General features: G+C 37.9%; 5 protein-coding genes and 8 tRNA genes. All 13 read left to right on the top strand.

What is annotated here, in order from left to right; all coding sequences use genetic code 11:
• Nucleotides 1–54 precede the first annotated feature (54 nt).
• The 13 genes from HCB38_RS14790 (at nucleotide 55) to HCB38_RS14730 (ending at nucleotide 6,717) form a co-directional block, all read left to right on the top strand.
• Nucleotides 55–127 (top strand) — tRNA-Phe (locus tag HCB38_RS14790).
• A gap of 21 nt (nucleotides 128–148) precedes the next feature.
• Nucleotides 149–232 (top strand) — tRNA-Tyr (locus tag HCB38_RS14785).
• Between the two features lie 7 nt (nucleotides 233–239).
• Nucleotides 240–313, top strand: a tRNA-Trp gene (locus HCB38_RS14780).
• Between the two features lie 14 nt (nucleotides 314–327).
• Nucleotides 328–400: transfer RNA gene (locus tag HCB38_RS14775), tRNA-His, on the top strand.
• A 31-nt stretch (nucleotides 401–431) separates the two neighbouring features.
• Nucleotides 432–503: transfer RNA gene (locus HCB38_RS14770), tRNA-Gln, on the top strand.
• Nucleotides 504–508: 5 nt separating this feature from the next.
• Nucleotides 509–580: transfer RNA gene (locus HCB38_RS14765), tRNA-Gly, on the top strand.
• 20 nt (nucleotides 581–600) lie between these two features.
• Nucleotides 601–674: transfer RNA gene (locus HCB38_RS14760), tRNA-Cys, on the top strand.
• A 45-nt stretch (nucleotides 675–719) separates the two neighbouring features.
• Nucleotides 720–803: transfer RNA gene (locus HCB38_RS14755), tRNA-Leu, on the top strand.
• A 126-nt stretch (nucleotides 804–929) separates the two neighbouring features.
• Nucleotides 930–1,187, top strand: a complete 258-nt coding sequence (locus HCB38_RS14750; protein WP_246414945.1) for a hypothetical protein — start codon at nucleotides 930–932, stop codon at nucleotides 1,185–1,187.
• Nucleotides 1,188–1,206: 19 nt separating this feature from the next.
• Complete coding sequence (locus HCB38_RS14745) at nucleotides 1,207–1,677, top strand: macro domain-containing protein (protein WP_185638942.1); 471 nt, start codon at nucleotides 1,207–1,209, stop codon at nucleotides 1,675–1,677.
• Nucleotides 1,678–1,973: 296 nt separating this feature from the next.
• The gene (locus HCB38_RS14740) at nucleotides 1,974–2,444 is read left to right on the top strand and encodes an Rrf2 family transcriptional regulator (protein ID WP_003723817.1); all 471 of its coding nucleotides are present in this window, start codon (nucleotides 1,974–1,976) and stop codon (nucleotides 2,442–2,444) included.
• 33 nt (nucleotides 2,445–2,477) lie between these two features.
• Entirely contained in the window at nucleotides 2,478–5,261 is a 2,784-nt protein-coding gene (locus HCB38_RS14735) for a YhgE/Pip domain-containing protein (RefSeq protein ID WP_185638939.1), read from the top strand.
• A 154-nt stretch (nucleotides 5,262–5,415) separates the two neighbouring features.
• The gene (locus tag HCB38_RS14730) at nucleotides 5,416–6,717 is read left to right on the top strand and encodes a PTS sugar transporter subunit IIC (RefSeq protein WP_185638937.1); all 1,302 of its coding nucleotides are present in this window, start codon (nucleotides 5,416–5,418) and stop codon (nucleotides 6,715–6,717) included.
• The last annotated feature ends 15 nt before the right edge of the window (nucleotides 6,718–6,732 follow it).

The raw sequence follows: 6,732 nt of genomic DNA, 5'->3' as shown, positions 1-6,732 counted from the left end.
CCTGCCTGTCACGCAGGAGATCGCGGGTTCAAATCCCGTCGGGACCGCCATTATGGCTTGGTAGCTCAGTTGGTAGAGCACTTGATTGAAGCTCAAGGTGTCGGCAGTTCGATTCTGTCCCAAGCCACTTTTTTTCTTTTATTAATATGGAGGGGTAGCGAAGTGGCTAAACGCGGCGGACTGTAAATCCGCTCCTTCGGGTTCGGTGGTTCGAATCCACTCCCCTCCACCATTATTATAGGGGCATAGTTTAAAGGTAGAACTGAGGTCTCCAAAACCTCCAGTGTGGGTTCGATTCCTACTGCCCCTGCCATATATAAAATAATGGCGGATGTGGCGAAGTGGTTAACGCACCTGATTGTGGTTCAGGCATTCGTGGGTTCGATTCCCATCATCCGCCCTTTTTGTTTTTATAAAACTATTATAATTGTTGGGCCATAGCCAAGCGGTAAGGCAACGGACTTTGACTCCGTCATGCGTTGGTTCGAATCCAGCTGGCCCAGTTAATGCGGAAGTAGTTCAGCGGTAGAACATCACCTTGCCAAGGTGGGGGTCGCGGGTTCGAACCCCGTCTTCCGCTTTTTTAGTTGAATATTGTGCGGCGCCATAGCCAAGTGGTAAGGCAGAGGTCTGCAAAACCTTTATCACCGGTTCAAATCCGGTTGGCGCCTCCATTTGCATAATTAATGTTTTAAAGTTATAATTTAATATATTGTTACGCCGGCGTGGCGGAATTGGCAGACGCGCTGGACTCAAAATCCTGTGCCCGCAAGGGCGTGCCGGTTCGACCCCGGCCGCCGGTATACTATAATACCAACGTTTCTAACGATTCGTTGGTATTTTTTTATTGTAAAGGTGGAATCTGCTTGAAAGTTATGTTATAAATAGAGACGGAAAAGGCCAATTTAGTAGAAGAGGTGTATAATTAAATGTTTTCAAAAATAAATTACAAAAATGGAAATATTACTTTTCTTGATCAAAGTGGTCTTTTGAAAGAGGATATTTTACAAGTTCAATATCCTAATGATTTACTGTTAGATGTTGGCTTTTATGGGGAGCAATATAAAATTTTTGTAATAAAAAATTTGAATTGGGAAGAACCGGTGGTAGTTTATGCATTAACGGATTTTAATGACATGTTATACTACTTACAAAAAATAATTAATGATATAACTATGTTTAAATAAATTTACAGAGGTGGAGAAAATGACAGAAATTATTTATTTAAAAGGCGACGCTACAAATCCGATGGCAAAAGGAAATAAAATTATCGCACATATTTGTAATGATGTTGGTGGTTGGGGAAAAGGTTTTGTTTTAGCTATTTCTAGAAAGTGGAAAGAGCCAGAAAAAGTGTATAGAAAATGGTATAAGGACAAAAATAATTTTAAATTGGGAGAAATTCAACTGGTTCCAGTGTTGGATTATATTAGTGTTTGTAACATGGTTGGTCAGAAAGGAACAAAAACAGGATCAAAAGGTGCTCCCATTCGATATGAAGCAGTAGAAAGCTGTTTAAAAAAATTGTCTAAAATTGCGCAAGAGCAGCAAGCGAGTATTCATATGCCTAGAATTGGGTGTGGATTGGCTGGCGGAAAATGGGAAATTATTGAACCTATTATTAGAAAAACACTTACGGATAAAGGTATAGAAGTATATATTTATGATTTTGATTAAGAAAGCAAAATATTTCGATGAAAGCATTATCGGTGGATGGTCTTTAAAGAATATCCACTGATAGTGCTTCTTTTGTTAGTTTATAGTAACCAATGGATAAATGAAATACATTAATATGCCTGTAAAATAGCAAATTTGTTGGAATGCTAATTTCATAAAAACGCATTCATTAAATTTTTTTCCATTTTTAGTAAAAAAGGCTTGCACTTTAAAAAAAATGGGTGTATTGTATATAGATGTTGAATGTCCATTAAGGATATTGAAAGGTAATAATGGGAAGAGGGAGGATTTTTATTATGAAGTTGAGCAAAAGTATGGATCAGGTTTTTTGTATTATGACGATGTTGTACACCCAGAAGGTAGATGTTCCCATTTCTTCCGTAACTATTCATCACCGTTTGCGTGATTCGTCGCCGTCTTATATTAGTAAAATTTTGAGGAAGCTAGTCGTTAGCGGGCTGATTAATTCAGTGTCGGGTAATAACGGTGGTTTCACGCTTGCTAAAGACCCTGAAGAAATTAATTTGCTGGACATTGTAGAAGCAGTGGAGGGGAAAATTGATACATACCCAGATTCCGACTTAATCCACACTGTTTTCTCTGACTATCATGAATTTGCAGAGTCCGGAATACACACCATTACAAGTGCTTTTAGAAACGCTGATAAAGAATACGCTAATTATTTATACTCGCAAAAATTATCTGTTTTAGTAGAGCAAGTTATTGGGAAAGAACGAACCACTATCATAGATTGGAACGAAGCGTAATAAATCTTTAAAAGAAAGAAGTGCGGTAATAAAATGGATATGGTAAAAAATGAGTGGAAAAAATTATTTAAAAACAAAATACTACTTTTATCATTTGTAGTTATTCTGTTTATTCCACTTTTATATGCAAGCTTTTTCTTAAAATCCGTCTGGGATCCGTATGGCAAAACAGGGGATTTACCAGTAGCGGTAGTTAACAATGACAAACCGGTTGATTATTACGGTCAAACAATGGATGTTGGTGATCAGTTAGTAACCAAACTGAAAAGTAACAAAGAACTCGATTGGAATTTCCTCTCCAAAGAAGACGCGGAACAAGGTTTAAAAGATGGCAAATATTATATGGTTGTCACGATTCCAAAAGATTTCTCTAAAAATGCAGCATCCGTTTTAGATAAAGATCCGAAAAAAATGGAATTAACCTATAAAACAAACGGCTCGCTTAACTATTTAGGACAAGTTGTGAGTGAACAAGGAGCCAAACAACTGAAAAGCGAGGTTTCCGCTGAGGTAACAAAATCATACGCGGAAGCAATTTTCGATAAAATTAAAGAGTCTGGTGATGGGTTCGCTCAAGCCGCTGATGGCTCTGGAAAAATTAAAGATGGTCTCGTGAAATCACAAGAAGGTAATAAAACAATTTCTACTAATTTAAAAACGCTCGCAGATAGCTCTTTAACGTTCAAAGATGGCGCTAATACGTTAGAAGTTGGTTTAAAAACTTACACAGATGGCGTGAACACTGCGGCTGCTGGTGGCGATAAACTAAATGCTGGTGTTTCAACGCTTGCTGCTGGTGTAGGGCCACTTAAAGACGGTGTGGCTGCACTTGACGGTGGAGCAACGAAATTATCAAATGGAGTTTCGACATACACATCAGGAGTAGATACACTTTCTGGTGGAATTAATCAAGCATACAATGGTTCTACTGCCCTTTCTGCTGGTTTAAACAAAATGAATGGCAGCGTACCAGCTCTTGCATCTGGAGTAACACAATTAAACGACGGTCAAAAAAGTCTGGCAACTGGCTTAAATTCACTAGTTGATGGTAGTAATAAACTTTCAGCAGGTTTAAAAGAACTAGATGGTAATTTAACTAATAGCCAAGGTAAAATAGCTCAATTAAAACAAGGTATGAATGATTTACAACAAGGTATCGACCAATTAAATCAAAATGTAAACGGTGAAGATGCAGCACTCGCTAAACAACTACAAGCACTTCAAAAAAGCTTAACTGATTTACAAAATGGTTTAACTTTTATTAAATCCAATGCGAACTTCGATGCCGAAGCAATTAAAGCAAAAATTAATGCAACAAACGGTGTGAGCGCAGAAGATAAACAAAAAATTATTGATGCTATTCAAGCTGATTTAGATAAAGAATCACAAAAATCTGCCACTCAAGTAGCGACTGTAGAAAAACTACAAAGTGGATTATCAGCGCTTGATTTAGCAGCTTTAGAGTCACAAGTAACTGAATTGCAAACTGGTGTAGCGAAAATTTCAGCTGGTTATAAAGCGGTTCATGGTGGAACTACAGAAGCATTTAATGGTATCCATCAAGCAATCAATGGTTCGGGCAGTCAAACTTTACTCGGTGGTGCGAACCAATTAACAGCTGGACTAAAATCAGCACAAGCCGGCAATGCCAAATTAGTTGCAGGAACAAATGAACTTAACAACCAAATTCCAACTTTAACTTCAGGCGTAGGACAACTTGCTGCCGGTAGTTCAAATATGGAAAACGGCTTAAGTCAGTTAAATGATGGAAGTAATAAACTTGCAAGCAATTCAGACGCATTACGTTCAGGCGCAACAGAACTACAAGGCGGAACAAACCAATTAGCTGCAAAAGTTCCAACACTTGCTGGAGGCGTAAATCAACTACAAGCTGGTTCAAGCCAATTAGCAGGCGGTCTAAATCAATTATCCGCTAATTCACCAAAACTAGTTTCAGGTGTAGGACAATTAGCAGATGGCTCAACGAAAATTGCCGATGGTTCTTCCAAACTAGCGAACGGTTCCTTCCAATTGGGTGACGGACTAACTAAATTAACAGATGGTAGCACAGAATTAACAGATAAACTTGCAGAAGGTGCACAGCAAGTGAAAGATACAAAAGCAACTGACAAAACATTCAACATGATTGCTGCTCCAACAAAACTCGCACATAATGAATACACACACGTAAGTAACTACGGACATGCATTAGCACCATATGTATTGTCACTTGCTTTATACGTTGGCGCACTTGTATTTAACTTCATTATGCCAATTAGACGTGTTTCTATGGAAGGTCAACCAGCTTACAAATGGTGGTTAAGTAAACTATCACTTGGCTTTGTCGCAGCAGTTGCGATGGCTCTTCTAGAAGGCGGCATCATGATAGCGTTAGGATTAAGACCAGATAATATCGTTGAGTTCTTTGGAACAGCGATTATTACAGCTCTTGCTTACATGTTCTTAATTATGCTACTTGCAATGACATTTGATAATCCAGGTCGATTTATCGCGATGGTATTACTCATTGTTCAATTAGCGGGTTCAGGCGGAACATTCCCAATGCCACTTACTGGATGGTTCTTCAATTTAATCCATCCATTCTTACCAATGACTTATTCAATTTATGCCTTTAGAGAGTCACTGGCAGCAGGTATGGGACCAAATGTATATAGTATGTCGATGCTCGTTCTTACAATTATTATGATTGCATGTATCGGTTTACTTTACCTATCAATGAGTCATTTGAAAAAACGCCATGATGCACATGAATCAGCACTTGATGATAATCAAAAATTAATGGCATTAGAAAACTAAAATAGCGAGATCCCTATAAAGTAGCAATTACTTTATAGGGATTTTTTTGTATTAAAAAGGATTTCCTATGCTTAGGAAATAAGATTAATTGTGAGGTGTTTTTGTATGCGCTATCATGAACGTATAACAGCTTAGTGAAAGGAAATGAAAATTAATGAAAGCATTAGAACGATTTCTGTCAAAATGGCTATTACCATTTGCAAAAGTATTAGAAAGTAACACCCAGATGAAGGCAATACGTCAAGGAATGATGGCACTTGTTCCAATAACTTTAGTTGGTGCAGTCCCGGTATTGTTCCAGCAATTAGGAGGAATCCCAAAACTACCTAGTTGGATTGCTGCTGTTGCTGAATATATCAATAACATTACCTCCCCGATTCATTTTGCTACCTTTGGATTAATGTCTGTATATGTAGCGATTTTCGTAGCATATTATTATGCAAAAGAGCGTAATTTGTGGGATATTGGGGCAATTGTAACAGCTTTAATGAGTTTTGTTGTAGTAGCAGTAAGACCACTTGAAGCTGGAGGAAGTGATGTAACTTATCTTGCCGGCGAAGGTATTTTTGTAGCTTTAGTGATTAGTTTGTTATCTGTAGAAATCCTACACATTTTTAAAAATAAATTGAAATTCACAATTAATTTAGGTCAAGGTGTGCCAACGCCGATTTTACGTTCTTTTGAAAACTTATGGCCGATTTTATTCTCGGTTTTAATCGTGGCAATTTTAAGCTTTGGTGTTGAATCACTTAGCGGTATTCGAGTTGTTGAGCTTATTCAAACATTATTCTCACCACTGACTTCGCTTGTAAACACGCTACCTGGAATTATGTTGATTATCTTTATCCAGCAATTATTATGGTGGTTTGGTATTCACGGATATTCTGTTATGGCGCCGGTTTGGTTAAGTGTAGCTTTCCAGAACGTAGACGCCAATGCAGCAGCACTTGCAAAAGGTGAACCACTTTCTTCCATGCTTATTTTCACTCCAGACTTTATGTGGAGTATCGTTGGGGTAACAGGAGCAGGAGTAACAGGCGCGCTCGTTGTTATTATGATGTTCTCTAAATCTAAACGTTATAAGACGCTAGGTAGATTGGCATTAATTCCAACATTTTTCAGTATTAATGAACCTGTAATGTTTGGTGTTCCGATTGTTTTAAACCCGAGATTCTTTATTCCAATGATGGTTGCGCCACAAATTGCAGCATTAATTGGGTGGTTCTCAATCAAGCTAGGTCTTATGAATCCATTTACGATGGTTTCTCCATATGTACCAGTTCCAATCGGTGCCATTGTTGCATCTTTTGACTGGAGATATATTATTGTACTTGGCCTTATCTTGGTTTGTTCAGCACTTATTTACTATCCATTCTTTAAAATTGCTGAAAAAGAAGCACTTGTACAAGAAACTAGTGGGAACCAAGAAACTAGTCTAGACGATTTTGATTTTTAGTAGGAAAGGACGATA

Source organism: Listeria farberi (genome assembly GCF_014229295.1).
GTDB lineage: Bacteria > Bacillota > Bacilli > Lactobacillales > Listeriaceae > Listeria > Listeria farberi.
This window is presented reverse-complemented; position numbering and strand designations above follow the sequence as displayed.

Coding starts and splice junctions, on each gene's coding strand:
- HCB38_RS14730 (WP_185638937.1), top strand. CDS start 5,416: ATGAAAGCATTAGAACGATTTCTGTCAAAATGGCTATTACCATTTGCA.
- HCB38_RS14750 (WP_246414945.1), top strand. CDS start 930: ATGTTTTCAAAAATAAATTACAAAAATGGAAATATTACTTTTCTTGAT.
- HCB38_RS14740 (WP_003723817.1), top strand. CDS start 1,974: ATGAAGTTGAGCAAAAGTATGGATCAGGTTTTTTGTATTATGACGATG.
- HCB38_RS14735 (WP_185638939.1), top strand. CDS start 2,478: ATGGATATGGTAAAAAATGAGTGGAAAAAATTATTTAAAAACAAAATA.
- HCB38_RS14745 (WP_185638942.1), top strand. CDS start 1,207: ATGACAGAAATTATTTATTTAAAAGGCGACGCTACAAATCCGATGGCA.